The organism is Pseudoxanthobacter soli DSM 19599, from assembly GCF_900148505.1.
Taxonomy (GTDB): Bacteria; Pseudomonadota; Alphaproteobacteria; order Rhizobiales; family Segnochrobactraceae; genus Pseudoxanthobacter; species Pseudoxanthobacter soli.
Genome location: NZ_FRXO01000002.1, coordinates 473,756 through 489,013, shown reverse-complemented (window position 1 = coordinate 489,013; position 15,258 = coordinate 473,756). Strand labels below are relative to the sequence as shown.

Here is a 15,258-nt window from a genome sequence, read left to right as displayed (position 1 = left end):
GCCTGCAATCGGATGGTGAAGCCTTACGTAAAATAGGCGGCCCGCATGTCTCGTGAGAAAAAGCTGAAGCGTTTCAAGCCCGCGCGTCCCGGCGCCGGTGGTGTCGCGCCGCGGCCTGCCATGTCCGCCTCCGGTGTCGACATGAGCGCGGAGGCTTTCCTCAAGGCAGCTCTGACGTTCCACGACAACGGCGAAGACGGGAAGGCGGAAGAACTCTGCCAGATGGGGCTTTCGCTCCACCCGGGCGATGTTGGCTGCATGACGGCGCTGGCGATGCTGCGCCAGAAAAACGGCGACTTCGCCGCCGCGACGGAGCTTCTGGCGAAGGCGGGGGATGCCGGTCCCGCGAGTGGCGATGTCTTCCTCCTCAGAAACCGAACGCTTGTAGGCCTGGGGAGGCATGACGAGGCGCTGGAGGCCTATCGCAAAGGCCTGGCGACCGCACCGGAAAACGGTGATCTCTGGCGCGGCCTCGGCGCCGCGCTTCGCAGCCTCGGCCGCAATGAGGAGGCCGCCGACGCCTACAGGCGCGCGCTCGATCTCAGGCCGGACGATCTTACCATTCTCGCTGCGCTTGGCGATGCCCTGAAACAGATTCCCGATGCCGCAGATGAGGCCGTCGCCGTCTTCCGTAGGGCCGTCGCGCTGCGCCCGGATGTCGATGCCGGCCATCTCGTTCTGGCGCAGACGCTCGCCGACTGCGGACGGATCGAGGAAAGCATCGAGACGCTGAGGGCGGCAACGCTGCGGCCGTCGACCGATCCCAGCGTCTGGAACCTGCTGACGCAATGGTGCCGGACGGTCTGGGACTGGAGCGAACTTGAGTCCGACCAGGCGGAATTGCTGCGGTTGCTGAGAACGAGCGACCAGCCGGTGGACCCGTTCGTTCTGTTCACGCAGCCGTCCACGCCAGCAGATCAGCTCGAGAACGCCCGCAAGATGGCCGAACGGACGAAGCGTGGTGTCTGGCCGCCGCTCGGGCCGGCCGGCAAGCGGGGCGCCGCCGGGGACGGGCGCATTCGCATCGGTTATCTTTCCTCCGACCTGCATACCCACGCCACGGCGATCCTGATGGCGGAACTCTTCGAACGCCACGACCGCGGCCGGCTGGAGATCACCGCCTATTCCTGGAGCGTGGACGACGGCTCGCTGCTGCGGCGTCGCCTCGAGAATGCGTTCGACCGCTTCGTCGAGATCGGAAACATGAGCGACCGCGAGGCGGCGCAGCGCATTCGCGACGACGGCATCGATATCCTGGTCGATCTCAAGGGCTACACCAAAGGTGGCCGGTTGGGCATCCTCGCCCTGCGGCCGGCCCCCGTCCAGGTGAACTATCTGGGCTTTCCAGGAACGCTCGGCGCGGATTTCATCGACTACATCATCACCGATGCCATCGTCACCCCGATGGAGCACCAGCCGTTCTTCAGCGAGAAGATCGTCCACCTTCCGGACACCTACCAGCCGAACGACACCAACCGCCGCATCGCCGCCGACCTTCCCAACCGAGCCGTCTGCGGGCTGCCGGAGGAGGGCTTCGTGTTCTGCTGCTTCAACAACATCTACAAGCTCACGCCCGAGATGTTCGATATCTGGGCGCGGATCCTGATCGCCGTTCCCGGATCCGTGCTGTGGGTGTTGAGCGACCAGGAGCGGTCCGAGGACAATCTGCGCCGGGAAGCCATGATCCGCGGCGTCGATCCGGCCCGCATCGTGTTCGCCAATCGCGCGGCGCCGCCGCTGCACCTCGCCCGGCACCGCCTCGCGGATCTGTTCCTCGACACGCTGCCGGTCAACGCCCATACCACCGCAAGCGATGCGCTCTGGGCAGGGCTGCCGGTGCTGACCTGTCCGGGGGATACGTTCGCGAGCCGGGTCGCCGCCAGCCTTGTGACGGCCGCCGGGCTGCCGGAACTCGTCGTTGCCACGCTCGACGATTACGAGGCGATGGCCATCAGGCTCGCGACCGAGCCGGAAACGCTGTCGTCGCTGCGCCAGCGCCTGATCGGCAATCGCCTGACGGTGCCGCTGTTCGACATCGACCGCTATGCCTATCACCTCGAACAGGCCTATGAGCGGATGTGGGAGATCCACTGTGCGGGACGCCCGCCGGAGGCGTTCGCAGTGGAAGCTCTGCCGGTCGGAACCTCTCCACCGGAGCGCCAGGTGCCGACGGTGCGCTCGATCGAGGACGGGTCGATCCGCACCCGCCGGGCCGCGGACGACCAGTCGGCGCTGCTGTTCGCCGAGGGCATGCGGCATCATCAGGTCGGCCGTCTGATGGAGGCCGAGGACATCTACCGGCGGATTCTTGCATTCGAGCCGGGCCACTTCGACAGCCTGCATCACCTCGGCATCGTCTTCCACCAGACGGGGCGTAACGACGAGGCCGCTGAGATGCTGCAGCAGGCCCTGATCGCGAAGAACGATCACGGCCCCGCCTATAGCAATTTGTCGCTGGTGCTGCGCAAGCTCGGCCGTCTGGACGAGGCGGTGTCCGCCGGCGAGAGGGCGACGGGACTCGCGCCCGGTGACGCCAAGGCCCACCTCAATCTCGGGTTCGCATTGAAGGACGCGGGGCGGCTCGACGAGGCAACCGATGCCGTGCGAACGGCGGCCCGTCTCAATCCGGGGCTTCTGGAGGCACGCTACGAACTCATCGACCTTCTGCGCAAGCAGGACAATGTCCTCGAGGCGCTTCAGGTACTGAAGGAGACGATGCTCGTCCAGCAAGCCGCTGCCGCGCGGCAGGACGAGAGCGTGCACTGAGCGCAGCGCTTTTGCCCGCGGCGGGCGAAGCGCAGCGCGCGGAAGCCGGGACAATTCCGGATCGGGGGCTTCGGCCCCCGACTTCGTTTCGGTGGGTTGTCGGAATCACCGCAGCATCAGCGGTCCGATGGGCGCGAATCCTGCAGCGTGCCCTCCGCTCAGGTACATGCCATCTGGCGGGAAGAGCGGCCTCGGAAGATTCAAAGGCGAAGGGGTGTGCCGCAGTCAAATGATCCCATCTGACCGGAAGGTGCGCTTTTTTGCGTCAGTTCCGGTGTGCGTCAGTAATAGGAACGCACAAGGCCACCGATCAGCATGTTCCAGCCGTCGATCAGGACGAAGAACAGCACCTTGAACGGCAGCGAGATGATGGACGGCGGCAGCATCATCATGCCCATGGACATGATCAGGGTCGCCACGACCATATCGATCACGAGGAACGGCAAGGCGATCAGGAAGCCGATCTCGAAGCCGCGGCGCAGCTCGGAAATCATGAATGCCGGGATCAGGACGCGAAGGTCGACGGCTTCGGTCGGGATGAAGCTCGGGGCGGCAGGGGCGGAGGCGCGGGTGTCGCGGTCTTCCTCCTGCGCGCTGCCACTGGTTTCAGCCGCTGCATCACCGTCCGCTCCGTTGGCTGCGCCGGCGGCGCGGCGGCCCTGGTCGCGCGCGTTCGCCGCCAGATCGGTGAACAGCTGAAGGTCCTTCGGCCGCACCTCCGCCAGCATGAACTCGCGGAACGGGGCGGTGATGCGGTCGTAAGCCTGTTCCTCGGTGATGGCGTTCTGGGTGAGCGGCACGATGCCGTCCCGCCAGGCGCGGTCGAACGTCGGCGCCATCACGAAGAACGTCATGAACAACGACAGGCTGATCAGCACGAGGTTCGCGGGCGTACTCTGCAGGCCGAGGCCGGAGCGCAGGAATGAAAGCGCAACCGCGAAGCGGGTGAAGCTCGTCACCATGATGAGCAGGCCCGGCGCGATCGAAAGGACTGTCAGCAGCGCGAAGAGCTGGACGATCCGCCCGCTCATCGAGGCGTTGCCCGCGGGAAGCAGGTCCGCGAGCAGGTTCGACTGTGCGTGAGCGTCCGCGATCATCACCGGCAGCATCGCGACGACGAGCACGGCGAGGATGCGCCACCGCATGGCCATGGACCACCCGCCCGAAGGCATCCGCCGGGTCGCACGCACCGCGTCGCCGGGTGTCGCCGGTGCGAACGGTGCCTCGACGCTCACGGGGGAAAGATCGCCGGCGTCGGGGCAGGAAGCGGTTCTGGTGGACTGGGGCATGATGGGCAGGAGAGGTGTGGCTCGATGGCCGTTGCGGGAGGCGCGGTCGAAGGAAAGGGAGATCCGCCTCATTGCACCACGATCATTCCGATGACGAGTTCGCGGACGCGGTTGTCCGTCCTCAGCGCCACACGCTCGTTGAGGTCCTCGCGCAGGTGCTGAAGCGCGCTCGGTCCATCGAACTGTGACAGGGGGAGAGTGCGCAGATACGACATGAGATCCTGCCGTACCTCGGCCGCCGTCACCTGCGGCGCTTCCAGGCTGCCGTTCTTGTACACGATGGAGGCCTCCAGCCGGATCCAGGTGGAACTCGGAGACGCAAGATTGGTGACGATCGGGTCGAGCGGCTGCAGGCGGGCGTCGTTGCCGTAGACAATCTCACCAGGGACCTTCTTCGGCTTGGCGCGCTCCTTCTCCTCGAACGCCTTCTCGACGGTTGAGGCGAGATAAAGGCCGACCCCGCCGCCGGCAGCGGCCGCAACGACGGTGAGCAGCAGCAGCACCAGAATGATGGTGCGTCCGCCCCCCTTTCGCCGAGGCTTGTCCAGATCGGTCCTGCTCAGTGCCATCCGGGGCTCTCCCGCTGTGTCTTTCGGCGCGACCATGCCGCGGCCGATGCCGCCGGTTCCCGGCCCAGTTGGCGGAGATGCGTCCGGGGCTTGCCGGCCGCGGTCTCGTTCGCCTGAACATTAGATCGGACGAGGGCGCGCAGCAGCATGTTCCGTACAGACCGGATCGATCCGAACGACATGCTCAAGCTGTCGAATCCGAGCGTGCTCCTTCCGATCGGATGAGCCATCCGATCGGAAAGCGCTCTAGAACGGTGTGGTCTTGTCATAGACGCGCTGCGCCCAGCCAGGCTGCTGCACGTCCGAGATCCGGCCGCGCCCGCCATAGGAAATACGGGCCTCCGCGACCTTCTCGTAGCTGACGGTGTTCCGGCTGCTGATGTCGTAGGGCCGGACGATGCCGGCGACGGTCAGCACGCGCACCTCGTAATTGACCATGATCTCCTGCGAGCCGCTGATCACCAGGTTGCCGTTCGGCAGCACCTCGGTGACGATGGCGGCGACGTTGAGATTGAGCTTCTCGGAGCGGTCGATCGAACCCTTGCCGTTGCTGCTCGTGCCGCCCTTCAGGGTGACATCGGCGCTCGTCACGGGAAGCTGGAAGTTCAGGGCGCCGAGGCCAAGCCCGATCCCGGTGTTGATACCGCTTTCGCGGGAGCGATCGCTCTCGTTGTCGAACTCGGCCTTGTCGTTGACGGTGATATTGACCGTCAGGCTGTCGCCGACATGCGTCGCCCGCAGATCGCTGAACATGTCCCGGCTGTTTCGTCCCCAGGTCGAATTCGGCCCGCCGCCCGCGTTGCCGGAAGCGATGGCGATCGGCAACGGATCGCGCGGCGGCTGGATTCCGAAGCCGAGCGGCATCAGGTGAGGCTGGTCCATCGCATCCTTGCTGGACTGGCAACCGGCAATCGCCAGCAGGGCCGCGGTGACGATCAACATTCTCATCCGCGCATTCCTGTCGTGGGCGGCTTCTTGCCGGTCTGACGATCTGTCAGGCCGGACATGTAGCTGGCGACCTGCGCGGCCTTGGCGGCGTCCATCTCGTTGAGGATGGCGCTCGCGGCGCGCGGCTGCAGCTTGGCGACGATCGAGGCCGCCGCTTCGTCGGACATGGCGGTCAACTGCGCGGCGGCGGCATCCGGGCGCATCTGCGAATAGATCGCCACCAGAGATTCGTCGGCCTTCTTGAGGAACGCCTCGCGCCGGTCGAGCCATTCCTGGTACTCGGCCCGCTTCTGCTCCAGCGCCGCCACGCGCTTGTCGATCTCAGCCTCGAGTGCCTTCAGCGTCTGCGCCTGCCGCGCAAACCGAGCATCCGCCGCGGCATTGGCAATGTTGTTGCAATATTGAGCGGCGTTCTCGTCCATCGGCGAAGCAGCGACGACGGCCGCCTGCGTCCCGATCGCACCGGCGGCCGGAGCCTGCGGCGCGGGCGTCTGGGCGACCGCCAGTCCAGGGACCGCGGCAAGCGCCGTCGCCGCAATCAGCGCCGCCGTGGCGGCAATGCGGAATCCGCGACGGCGCGAAACGGAAGAGAAGAGGGCAGCGGAATCCGTCATTGTACGATGAGCTCCGCCTGGAGGGCGCCGGAGGTCTTGATCGCCTGCAGGATGGAGATCATGTCCGTCGGTTTCAGTCCGAGCCGGTTGAGCCCGTGCACCAGGGTCTGGAGGTCGGTTCCGCCCACCATGGCGAGGTGAGCGTCCTGCTGATCCACGGTGATGTTGGTGCGGGGCACGACCTGTGTGGTGCCGTTGCTGAACGGCCCCGGCTGCGAAACCTGAGGCGTCTCGGTCACGCGCACCGTCATGTTGCCGTGGGCGAGGGCAACCGTGGAGATGCGGACATTGTTGCCGATCACAACGGTACCGGTCCGCTGATCTACCACGACGCGGGCCGGGATATCGGGCTGGATCTCCAGTTCGCCGATTTCAGCGAGGAAGCGCGCCACGTTCACCTTCTTCGGCTTCTGGATCGTGACACTCGCGAGGTCGCGCTCCTTGGCGGCCTTCATGCCGTAGCGGTCGCTCGTGAAGGCGTTCACCGCGTCTACGATCAGCGCCGCGGTCATGAAGTCCGGGTTCTTGAGCTGCAGCACGATGGAATCGCTGATCGAGCCGGCGACCCGCCGCTCGACGAGCGCCCCGTTCGGGATGCGTCCCGCGGTCGGCACGCCCTGGGTGACACTTTCAGCCTGGCCCTGGAGGGAGAAGCCGGAAACCGCGATCGGCCCCTGGGCGACCGCATAGACAACGCCGTCGCCACCCGAAAGCGGCGTCATCAGCAGCGTTCCGCCCTTGAGCGACGTCGCATCGCCGAGCGACGACACGTTGACGTCGATCTGGGAGCCGAGACCGGCGAAGGCGGGCAGCGAGGCGGTTACGGTCACGGCCGCCACGTTGCGGGCCCGCATGTCGAGGCCCTGAACGTTGATCCCCATACGGTCGAGCATCGACTGCATCGACTGGCCGGTGAACGGCGTGTTGCGCAGCGTGTCGCCCGTGCCCTGAAGGCCCATGACGAGACCATAGCCGACAAGCTGGTTTTCACGGACGCCCTGAATGCTGGAGACGTCCTTGATGCGCGCGGCCTCGGCGGCTTCCATCGGCCACCCGGCGGAAAGCAGCAGGCCGAACAGCGCCGCCGCGCCTGCCAGCCGCGAGAACGGTCTGCGCATCACCGTCCTCCTACGCGAACGGTGCCGTCCGCCTGAACGACGCCGCTGATCATGCGGCCGGAATCGACATTGCGGACCTGAATGACATCGCCGACGCCGCCGGACTGCATCGGCATCACCTGAGCGGTGATGCTGAGGCCGTCTTCCACATAGGAGGCTTCGGTCGGCACGCCCCGGTTCACGAGCGTTGCCATGCCAAGGGCGTTGAGAGGGATCGGCTGCCCGGCCGCCAGCGTGCGGCGAGCGACCTTGCCGATCACCTGATCGCGACCGGAAAGCGCTGCATAGCGCTGCGATACGCCGGCCGGAAACTGACGGTCGATGACCATCGCCTCGGTGATGGTGTCGCCGGGATAGACCGTGACAGCGAGGACGGGCAGCGTCTCCCCGTCCGTCTGCGTCGCAGCCCCCGGCACGGCGTCGTATCGCTGCACCATGCCCTGCGGCGGAGCGCCCTGCGGAAAGATCGGCTGCACCGCGGCCGCCGTTCCGTTGCTGGAGGCGATCTCCTGGCCGAGGGCCGGAGCGGCGGCTGCCACGAACACGGCAAACGCCGCCGCAAAGGAGCGATACAAAAATGACATGGCCCTGGCCAGTGCTCAGCGGATGCCCTTCGATACGGTGCCGGCCATCTCGTCCGCAGCCTGGATGACCTTCGAATTCATTTCGTAGGCACGCTGGGCGGAAATGAGCTCGGTGATTTCCTTCACCGGATCGACGTTCGAGCTTTCGAGATAGCCCTGATAAAGCTTGCCGAAGCCGTCCTCGCCCGCGAACCCGGCAACCGCCTGGCCGGAAGCGGCCGTCTCGCGGTAGAGATTGTTGCCGAGAGGCTCCAGTCCGGCTTCGTTGGCGAAGTTCGCCAGCGTGACCTGGCCGATCAGCGTCGGCGTGTCGGGCTGGGCCGCCGTGGCGGCATAGACCTCACCGGACTCGTTGATCGTGATGGCCGTGGTATCCTGCGGGAAGGCCGGCAGCGGCGGATCGAGCGTATAGCCGTCCGAGGTCACGATCTCGCCGACGTCGTTCTTCTCGAACGCACCGGCGCGAGTATAGACGGTCTCGCCGTTCGGCCCCATCACCTGGAACCAGCCACGGCCGTTGATCGCGAGATCGAGTGGGTTGCTCGTCTGGTCGAGCGAGCCCTGGATGTGCAGGTTGCGCACCCCGAGGGTCCGCACGCCGAGGCCGACCCGCGCACCCTCCGGAATCGGGTTCTCGCCGACCCGGTTCGGCACGCCGGCCGCACGCTCGGATTGATAGAGCAGGTCGGAGAATTCCGCGCGGGCGCGCTTGAAGCCGGTGGTGTTGATGTTCGCGATGTTGTTTGCGATCACCTCGACGTTGGTCTGCTGGGCACTCATTCCGGTCGCGGCGATGCCGAGAGCTCTCATAACCATGTCTTCAGATCCTCACATCGTCGCGTCGCGATCAGATCGACATGCGCGTGACTTCCTGGTAGGCGGCGACAACCTTGTCGCGCACCGCGATCGCGGTCTGCAGCGATTCCTCAGCGACCATGATCGCCTGGACCGCCTTGGCGACGGGGACGTTGCCGGTCACGCCCGAGATGGCAGCGCCTTCACCGCTCTTCATCGAATCGACGAACCCGCGGGAGACCGAGGCGAGGACATTGGAAAAGTCCGATCCGACGGACGCGGCGGACGACGCCACGGAGGCGGCCGACGAGGCGACCGAAGCGGCAGACGATGCCGTGCCGGCGAGCTTCGTCAGGGTCGAGCTGTCGGTCAGCGAGCCAATGAGCGAGATCGGGTTCACCATTATCCGTTCCTCAGCAGATCGATCGTCTGGGAGATCATCGAGCGGGCCTGCTTCACGACCTGCAGGCCGGCCTCGTAGGACCGGTTGGCCTCGCGCATGTCGGCCATCTCGACGATCGGGTTGATGTTCGGCATCTTGACGTTACCGCTGCCGTCGGCCGCGGGGTTGCCCGGGTCGTACTCGACGAGGAACGGGGAATCGTCGACGCCGAAGCTCTTCACCTTCACCGAGGATGCGCCGAGCTTCTCGTCGAACATGCTCTCGAACTGCACCGTCTTGCGGCGGAACGGGTCGGAGCCGGAGGTGCTCCCGGTCGAGCGGGCATTGGCGACGTTCTCCGAGATGATGCGCAGGCGCATCGCCTGGGCATCGAGCCCGGAGGCCGCAATTCCGATCGTAGCCTTCAACGGATCAATCATGCGCCGGTCTTTGCTGTCGAGAGCAGCATCCGGTGGAATGACCGGATGACATTGTTGTCGAACGCGAAGGCCCCGCTGATCTCGGCGGCCTTGAGCATTTCCTTGTCGAGGCTGACCGAGTTGCCGGAGTGCGACACGTCCCACGTCCCGTCCCGGTTAACCTTCGTATCGCCGCTCTGGCTTCCGTCGAAGCTCATGTGCCCCGACTGGGTCTGCGCCATGACGAGCGCCGTCTTGTCGAGCACGTCGCTGAACGGCACGATGTCGATGGCCTCATAGCCCGGCGTGTTGACGTTCGCGATGTTACTCGCGACGGTCGTCTGGCGTGCCGATGCCCACTGGGCATGCCGTGCGGCAAGATCCATGAGATAGACGGGTTGCACGCGGTCAGCTCCATCGAGACGATCCGGAACACGGATCCAACTGCCCATGAGCGACGTTAGCGCGTCAAACTTGCTCGAAGCTGGTGCCTGTCGGCGGTCCGGAAAATGGCCCCGCCGTGCCGGGAACCGCTGCTCCAGAGGCTTAATGGGGGGGCGCTTTCGGAAGAACCGCCGCCTCCAGCGCGCTGGTCAGACGGCGCAGGTTTTCGTCCCTGTCGCCGGGCGGCGTCGAGAACAGCATCGCGCTGATGTCGATGCCGACGAATTTGCCCTGGAACACCACCTTGAAGAACACCGAGCACGGATGGGAAATCAGTTCGAGGTCGATGGTCACGGCCGGAACGGAGCCCCATTCGAAATCAACTGCCGCGCTGCGCCCATACCGGAGCGTTCCCGGACGAAGCGTCAACTCCGTCGAAGACGAGATGATATCCTCTATGTTCTCGTCCTGTTCCATGACGATGTACGAAATAAAAACACCTGCATTGACCGTATAGAGTTCGGCAAGCGTGCTGCGAAGTTTATAGCCAAGAATTTTTTCATAGGCGATGAATTCATCATCGCTCGTTCGCGTCAGAAGGAAATTATTATCTTTCAACATTCTATTTTTCGCGCGAATAGAGGAAATAGAGAATCTTTGCGACAGCCCGGTAGAACTCGGGCGGAATCCACTGGTCCACTTCCGTGGAATCGTACAATGCACGGGCGAGGGGCTTGTCCTCTATGATCGGAATGGCGTGCTTCGTCGCGATTTCGCGGATGCGCAACGCGAGGAGATCGGCGCCCTTCGCAACCACGACCGGGGCGCCGCCTTCCTCGCGCTGGTAGCGCAGCGCCACCGCGAAGTGGGTCGGGTTAGCGACCACGAAGGAAGCTTTCGGCACGGCGGTCATCATGCGCTGGCGCGCCCGGTCCTTGGCGAGCGAGCGCAGCCTGGCCTTGACCAGGGGATCGCCCTCGGTCTGCTTCATCTCCTCCTTGATGTCCTGCTTCGTCATCCTCAGATCGCGGCGCCATTTCACGCGCGACCAGACGAGATCGAGCGCGACCAGCACGATAATGCCGACGCAGACGGCCGAGACGAGGCGCGTCGCCAAGGAAAGCAGCAGAGCCGGGATCAGGACCGGATCGCTGAACATGGCATTGATGACCGCATATTGGTCGGTGTCGCAGAGAATGATGATGAGCACCGCGACGGCGGTGAACTTGAAGAGGGACTTGAGAAACTCGATGAGGCCGGCGCCGCCGAAGATGCGCCCCCATCCGCTCGCCAGCGAGATGCGGTTCCACTTCGGGCTGATGCGCTCAAGGACGAAGGCCGGGCTGTTCTGAAGCAGCGCAGCGGCAAGGCCCGCGACGGACAGCGTGATAATGGACGGCAACAGGAAATGGCTCGCGGCCATTGCCGTTTCCCAGAGCAGGGCGGTCGCATCGCTGCCGCTTTCAAGAGAAAATCCTCCAGGATCGTCGATAAAGCGGCTTAACTCGTGGGCAAGCGCGCCGATGCTCTGCGGAATCAGGAATACGAGGCAGACAAGCATGGCCGCCAGCGAGGCAAACAGCGGCGCTTCACGCGAGAAGGGGACGTTTCCCTTCTCGAGCGCCTGGGAAATTTGTCGGTCGGTCGCCTCTTCGGTCTTGCTCTCCTTGTCTTCATCGCCAGCCACGGGATCTCTCCTTGCGATCCGTACAGCGCATCGGGGGCACGGCGTCGGGCCGCCGGCTTACCGGTACAGCGCCCCGCCGTCGTCCTGATCCGAGTTCAGTTCGATCTCGCCGCGGCCGGCCATTTCCAGCGCGAGGTCCGTGATCATGCGGCGTGCTTCGGTGACGTCGCGCTGGGTCGCCGGCTGGCCCGTCGCCAGTTCCTGCTCCACCATGCGGCGCACGCGCGAGGCGAGCGACTGAAGGATGATGTCGCGGAAACCGGCATCCGTTCCCTTCAGCGCCATGACCACGCGGTCGTTCGGGATCTGGTCGAACAGCGCCGTGCGGGCCTTGGGCGTGAGATTGACGATGTCGTCGAAGGTGAACAGCAGGCCCTTGAGGATTTCTGCGGATTTCGGCCGCGTGTCCGACAGGTTCTGGAGCACGTTTTCCATATGGTCGCGCTCCATCTTGTTGATGATGTCGGCCATGCGGGCATGGGTGTCTGCGCCCATGTTGCGCGAGAAGTTGACGAGGAAGTCCTCATGGATGGTGCGCTCGATGATCTTCATCGTCGCCTCGACCAGGGGCTTCAGCGTCAGCATCCGGCGCATCACGTCATTGCGCAGGTCCGTCGGCAGGTGGCCCATCACCTTGGCGGCGCACGACGGCTTGACCTTCGACAGGATCAGCGCCGCGGTCTGCGGGTGTTCCTTGAGGATGTAGCTCGCCAGAGCGCCTTCCGAGACCGTCGAGATGCGATCCCAGATCGAATGATTGGCGTTGCCGAGCACGTCGGCGAGGATGTCCTGGATCTGCTCCGGCGGCAGCATGCCGCTCAGCAGCCGCTCCACTTCGCTGACGGTGCCGATGAGATTCGCGCCGGCGACGAACTGTGCGGCGAGGTCCTCGATCAGCTGCTCGATCTGGGCGGTTGACACCGGCTGCAGATCGGCGATCGCCCGCGTGATGACCTTCAACTCGTCCTGGCTGAAATGCTTCATGACCTGCACCGCAGCCGGTCTGCCCATGGTCATGAGCAACGCGGCAACGCGGTCCGCCCCTTCCAGAGGGCGGCTGACGGTCGTCTTGGTCGAAGCGGAGGCCGACATGCAACGCTTATCCGGTCAACGTGATGATACGGGGCCGCTCAACTCGAAATTTCCGAGCCGGGCGGCCCGATGATCTCGGTCAGCGACACGCCGAAGCGCGAATTGTCGTCCTCGACCACGACGACTTCGCCGCGGGCGATCACCCGGCCATTCACGACGATGTCGACGGGCTCGCCGACACGGTGGTCGAGCGGGACGATCGCGCCGCGCCCGAGCTTCATCAGGTTGGCCACGGGCATGGTGGCGGAACCAAGCACCACCTGCAGCAGCACGGGGATGCGCATGATCGATTCGACATTGCGCGGCCCGCCGAGCGGCTCGTCGGGGTTCGGCTCGAATGACTTGCTCCGGGGGCGGTCGTTGGGCGTCGCCATGGTCGTGTTGTCCTGCGTCCTAGTGTGCGTGTGGCCGCTATGCCCGGCCTGCAATATCCCGATGACCGGCCCGGCGCGGCCGGCGCGATCCCCCGGCGCGGTGGCGCCGCGCCGGCATTATGGCCGCGGAACCGGCTCGCCCGTTCCGAGAGCGGTGCGCCGGCTGTCGAGTTCGTCGACGAGGGCCTGCGCTCGCTCGATCTGGCCGGCCAGTGACGCGACCAATCCCTCGCCGTCTGCCTGCAGCCGCTCGATCGCGGTCCGCGCCGCATCCAGCGACTGCGCGGTCTGTGCCAGAACGATTTCGTATTCCCGATGATGCCGTTCGAGCTTTTTCAGTTTGGCGTAGGTCGTCAGGACCGAGATCGACGTGATGACGAGCGCAATCAGAAGGATGACGTCAACGAGGGAGGATATCATCGATATATTCCTGCTCGTAGCTGACGACGTCCTCGATCTTGAGCTTGTAGTTCCCTTCCGACTGGCCGAGGCTGCACCAGAACAGGGCCTGGTCGTTGCATTCGAGTTTGACAGGGCTGAGCGGCGTCGCCTGGAGCTGGATGATCTGACCGATGTGGAAGTCGGCGACCTCGCCGAGCTCGATCTGACGCTCCTCCAGGATCGCCCGCAGGCTGACCTCGGCGCGCTGCACTTCGCTGCGGATCTGCCGCGCCCATGTCGGGTCGCGCCCGGAGGATTCGCCGGAGACGACGCGCGCGAGCTGCTGGCGCATCGGCGTGAGGGCCGATTGCGGGATGATCACGAACATCTCGCCGCCGCGGCCGATAGCCTGGAGCAGGAATTTCGCCGCGACCGCAAGGTTGTTGCGGCGGCCGATGACCGCGAAGTCCATGCGGGTCTCGACGCGCTCGAACTTGAACTGCACGTCGCTGACCAGTGCGAACGACATCTGCAGCGCCTTGGCGATCTCCTCGAACAACGCCTGTGCGACGCGCAGCTCGATGTTGGAGAAGCTGCGCTCCTCGTCGAGCGGGGGTTCAGAGCCGTCGGAGCCGAACAGAACCTCGATGATTGTGAACACGAAGTCGCGGTCGAAGCCGACGATGACGTGGGTGTCCCAGGTGGGGACGTGGAAAACGCCCGCGATGGCGTTTGCCTCGTAGACCTCAAGGATGTCGCCGATGCGTCCGCTTTCGACGTGGCTCAGCGAATAATAAGCCTGCGAGGCCGCGAGATGCCGCAGGCTGTCGGCGCAGAACGCCGCCAGGCGGTCGAACACCACATGCAGCATCGGCAGCCGGTCGAGCGAAAGCCCGGCCGCGTCGAGCAGCATGTCGCGGATATCGTTGTGGGTCTGGGCGCCCGCCATGCTCAGGCGACCTTCTGTGCCGGCGCCGCACTGGTCGGCGGCGCGGAAATCGCCTCGCTTTCCACCTCATCGATGGTCGGGCGTTCGTTGGCAGTGATGGTCTTGCGGCCGTGCTCAAGCGCGATCTGCGGCAGCGCCCCGTTCATGAACGCGATCAGCGTCTGCTTGACGATGATGTAGGGCGAGCACTGCAGCTCGCGGGTGGTCTTGATCTTCTGTGCGAGCGGCCCGATGACCGCGTAGGACAGGAAAATGCCCACGAAGGTGCCGATCAGGGCCGCACCGATATAATGGCCGAGCACTTCCGGCGACTGGTCGAGCGCACCCATTGCCTTGACGATGCCGAGCACCGCGGCGCAGATGCCGACGGCGGGCAGCGCCTCGGCGACCGTCCCCAGCGCGGACGCCGGCTTGGTGCGCCCGCGCCGGATCGTGTTGATCTCCTGCTCCATCAGGCCCTCGATCTCGTGGGACCGGGCGTTGCCGATGATGATGAGCCGGACATAGTCGCAGATATATTGCGTGAGTTCCTTGTCCTTCAGGATGCTCGGAAACTGCCTGAACAGCTCGGAATTGTTGGGGTCGTCGATGTGGGCCTCGACCTCGTTGCGCGGCCGGGTGCGCAGGTCGCGCATCAGGGTGTAGAGCAACCGCAGCAGGTCGAGGAAGTCTTTGCGCTTCGGAACCGCACCCGTCATCGCCTGGAGCATCGCACGACCGGTATCCGCGATCACTTTCATCGGATTGGCGATGATGAAGGTGCCGAGCGCGATGCCCAGGATGATGACGAATTCCCACGGCTGCCAGATGACCGCGATATGGCCGCCCATCGCGACGAAGCCGCCGAGCAGCGAGCCGACGCCAATGACGAGTCCGATCAATACGCCCAACGTGCGAATCCTTTGCG

18 protein-coding genes are annotated in these 15,258 nt (G+C 65.0%); 1 reads left to right on the top strand and 17 read right to left on the bottom strand.

Annotated elements, in window-relative coordinates; translation table 11 throughout:
• Window positions 1-45 precede the first annotated feature (45 nt).
• The gene (locus tag BUF17_RS06615; RefSeq protein ID WP_073626775.1) at window positions 46-2,766 is read left to right on the top strand and encodes an O-linked N-acetylglucosamine transferase family protein; all 2,721 of its coding nucleotides are present in this window, start codon (window positions 46-48) and stop codon (window positions 2,764-2,766) included.
• A 281-nt stretch (window positions 2,767-3,047) separates the two neighbouring features.
• Here BUF17_RS06615 and BUF17_RS06610 read toward each other — a convergent pair whose 3' ends face one another.
• From BUF17_RS06610 to motA, 17 genes are all read right to left on the bottom strand, one after another.
• Window positions 3,048-3,875, bottom strand: a complete 828-nt coding sequence (locus BUF17_RS06610) for a flagellar type III secretion system pore protein FliP (RefSeq protein ID WP_244530810.1) — start codon at window positions 3,873-3,875, stop codon at window positions 3,048-3,050.
• Window positions 3,876-4,123: 248 nt separating this feature from the next.
• Window positions 4,124-4,624 (bottom strand): flagellar basal body-associated FliL family protein, encoded by a 501-nt coding sequence (locus BUF17_RS06605; protein WP_073626771.1) that lies wholly within the window; start codon window positions 4,622-4,624, stop codon window positions 4,124-4,126.
• Between the two features lie 246 nt (window positions 4,625-4,870).
• A complete protein-coding gene (locus tag BUF17_RS06600; RefSeq protein WP_073626769.1) occupies window positions 4,871-5,572 on the bottom strand; it encodes a flagellar basal body L-ring protein FlgH in 702 nt (233 codons plus the stop codon).
• On the bottom strand, window positions 5,569-6,186 hold the full coding sequence (locus BUF17_RS06595) for a MotE family protein (protein ID WP_139282437.1): 618 nt from the start codon (window positions 6,184-6,186) through the stop codon (window positions 5,569-5,571). The genes BUF17_RS06600 and BUF17_RS06595 overlap by 4 nt, the downstream gene beginning before the upstream one ends.
• Window positions 6,183-7,304, bottom strand: coding sequence for a flagellar basal body P-ring protein FlgI (gene flgI / locus BUF17_RS06590; RefSeq protein WP_073626767.1), 1,122 nt, complete (start codon window positions 7,302-7,304; stop codon window positions 6,183-6,185). The genes BUF17_RS06595 and flgI overlap by 4 nt, the downstream gene beginning before the upstream one ends.
• Window positions 7,304-7,888, bottom strand: coding sequence for a flagellar basal body P-ring formation chaperone FlgA (gene flgA, locus BUF17_RS06585; protein ID WP_084564150.1), 585 nt, complete (start codon window positions 7,886-7,888; stop codon window positions 7,304-7,306). Before flgA ends, flgI begins: the two co-directional genes overlap by 1 nt.
• A 15-nt stretch (window positions 7,889-7,903) precedes the next feature.
• The gene (gene flgG / locus BUF17_RS06580; RefSeq protein WP_073626765.1) at window positions 7,904-8,698 is read right to left on the bottom strand and encodes a flagellar basal-body rod protein FlgG; all 795 of its coding nucleotides are present in this window, start codon (window positions 8,696-8,698) and stop codon (window positions 7,904-7,906) included.
• 37 nt (window positions 8,699-8,735) lie between these two features.
• A complete protein-coding gene (gene fliE / locus BUF17_RS06575; RefSeq protein ID WP_073626763.1) occupies window positions 8,736-9,086 on the bottom strand; it encodes a flagellar hook-basal body complex protein FliE in 351 nt (116 codons plus the stop codon).
• Entirely contained in the window at window positions 9,086-9,505 is a 420-nt protein-coding gene (flgC, locus tag BUF17_RS06570) for a flagellar basal body rod protein FlgC (RefSeq protein WP_073626761.1), read from the bottom strand. The genes fliE and flgC overlap by 1 nt, the downstream gene beginning before the upstream one ends.
• Entirely contained in the window at window positions 9,502-9,936 is a 435-nt protein-coding gene (flgB, locus tag BUF17_RS06565; protein ID WP_073626759.1) for a flagellar basal body rod protein FlgB, read from the bottom strand. Before flgB ends, flgC begins: the two co-directional genes overlap by 4 nt.
• 94 nt (window positions 9,937-10,030) lie before the next feature.
• Window positions 10,031-10,489, bottom strand: a complete 459-nt coding sequence (locus tag BUF17_RS06560; protein ID WP_073626757.1) for a hypothetical protein — start codon at window positions 10,487-10,489, stop codon at window positions 10,031-10,033.
• A gap of 1 nt (window position 10,490) precedes the next feature.
• Window positions 10,491-11,555, bottom strand: coding sequence for a flagellar biosynthesis protein FlhB (gene flhB / locus BUF17_RS06555; RefSeq protein ID WP_073626755.1), 1,065 nt, complete (start codon window positions 11,553-11,555; stop codon window positions 10,491-10,493).
• Between the two features lie 57 nt (window positions 11,556-11,612).
• On the bottom strand, window positions 11,613-12,647 hold the full coding sequence (locus tag BUF17_RS06550) for a flagellar motor switch protein FliG (protein WP_073626753.1): 1,035 nt from the start codon (window positions 12,645-12,647) through the stop codon (window positions 11,613-11,615).
• Window positions 12,648-12,685: 38 nt separating this feature from the next.
• Window positions 12,686-12,931 carry a flagellar motor switch protein FliN gene (gene fliN, locus BUF17_RS06545; RefSeq protein ID WP_428977631.1) on the bottom strand — a complete coding sequence of 82 codons (246 nt, stop codon included), beginning with the start codon at window positions 12,929-12,931 and terminating at the stop codon, window positions 12,686-12,688.
• 207 nt (window positions 12,932-13,138) lie between these two features.
• Window positions 13,139-13,441 (bottom strand): hypothetical protein, encoded by a 303-nt coding sequence (locus tag BUF17_RS06540; protein ID WP_084564148.1) that lies wholly within the window; start codon window positions 13,439-13,441, stop codon window positions 13,139-13,141.
• Complete coding sequence (locus BUF17_RS06535; protein WP_073626749.1) at window positions 13,422-14,351, bottom strand: flagellar motor switch protein FliM; 930 nt, start codon at window positions 14,349-14,351, stop codon at window positions 13,422-13,424. The genes BUF17_RS06540 and BUF17_RS06535 overlap by 20 nt, the downstream gene beginning before the upstream one ends.
• A gap of 2 nt (window positions 14,352-14,353) precedes the next feature.
• Window positions 14,354-15,241 carry a flagellar motor stator protein MotA gene (gene motA, locus BUF17_RS06530; RefSeq protein ID WP_073626746.1) on the bottom strand — a complete coding sequence of 296 codons (888 nt, stop codon included), beginning with the start codon at window positions 15,239-15,241 and terminating at the stop codon, window positions 14,354-14,356.
• Window positions 15,242-15,258 lie beyond the last annotated feature (17 nt).